Annotated in this window: 1 protein-coding gene, 1 tRNA gene, 1 rRNA gene and 1 other RNA gene; all 4 read right to left on the bottom strand. The window is 35.4% G+C overall.

Annotated elements, in window-relative coordinates; translation table 11 throughout:
* Positions 1-102 precede the first annotated feature (102 nt).
* Positions 103-368, bottom strand: an RNA gene (gene ffs, locus NSA58_RS20415) — signal recognition particle sRNA large type.
* 25 nt (positions 369-393) lie between these two features.
* A tRNA-Ser gene (locus tag NSA58_RS20420) sits at positions 394-483 on the bottom strand.
* On the bottom strand, positions 484-939 hold the full coding sequence (locus NSA58_RS20425) for a nucleoside deaminase (RefSeq protein WP_074429984.1): 456 nt from the start codon (positions 937-939) through the stop codon (positions 484-486).
* 152 nt (positions 940-1091) lie between these two features.
* Positions 1092-1208 (bottom strand): 5S ribosomal RNA (gene rrf / locus NSA58_RS20430).
* Positions 1209-1215: the final 7 nt, after the last annotated feature.

Raw genomic sequence — 1215 nt, forward strand, 5'->3', positions numbered from 1 at the left:
ACATTTATATCATATATTTTATAATAAATAAAAATATTTGTTAATTGTTTTTATGTACAAAAAAATCCCTATTAAAGGGATTATTATATTTATATATAAATGCTGTACACCATCTATTGATTAATACTTCACAGACGTTACCAAAACAGTTAGCTCAACCTAGGCACTCCTATGTCACATGCAAGGAATCACTTACCGCTGCTTCCTTCCGGATCTGACGGAGTTCATGAGCTTACATTGCACAGGACCTAAGCATCAACACCACTTATTCTGGGCAGCTCCACAAAGTAAAAACCTCTAGATGGAATTCAATCCTGCTATAGCGGATTGCAGGTTACAGGGCACCGCTACCTCCCCATCTAGTACAGCAAAATTACAACCATATTTATTTGTTGGCGGAGAGAGTGGGATTTGAACCCACGATACGTTTTACCGCATACTCACTTTCCAGGCGAGCGCCTTCGACCCCTCGACCATCTCTCCTTAGTTTTTGTTTCTAAGAGTCTTGAAAAATTCTTGCAAAATATGCGAACACTCGTCTTTGAGTATACCAAAGGTTACTTCAATATTATTATCTTTATAATAATCCATTTTAAACTCGTGTTGTTTTTCCATTTTTAAATTTTTTATATGTTTAGCTCCAATAACTATATTCTTTATTCGAGAATTAACTATAGCTCCACTACACATTATACACGGTTCCATGGTAACATACAAGTCACAATTTATAAGTCGCCATCCTCCTAATATTTCAGATGCTTGTTTTATAGCTAACATTTCAGCATGAGCCGTACTATCTTTTAACTCTTCTGTACGATTATGTGCCCTAGCTATGATTTTATTATCTTTAACTATAATGGCTCCTATCGGAGTTTCTCCCTTATTATATGCCTTATACGCTTCTTTTAAAGCTTCTTCCATGTATAACGATTTCTCCATGATACCTCCTAAACATATAACACATTAATATTATCATAAGTTTTATTAGAATTCAACTCATTTATTAATTTACATTTTTTACCATAAATTGCATTCTGTTATCATCTTTTCGTTCCTCATGAAACATTGTTTTACACGTATAAAAAAAGATTACGTGGCTACGTGCTACTCTCCCAGGGGGTCGCCCCCCAAGTACCATTGCCGCTCAAGAGCTTAACTTCTGTGTTCGGAATGGGAACAGGTGTATCCTCTTTGCTATAATAACCACATAATCTT

This window comes from Terrisporobacter muris (genome assembly GCF_024621905.1).
Lineage (GTDB): Bacteria > Bacillota > Clostridia > Peptostreptococcales > Peptostreptococcaceae > Terrisporobacter > Terrisporobacter muris.

What these genes read in the sequence shown, in the direction of transcription:
- NSA58_RS20425 (WP_074429984.1), bottom strand. Translation starts at nt 939, where the DNA reads ATGGAGAAATCGTTATACATGGAAGAAGCTTTAAAAGAAGCGTATAAG.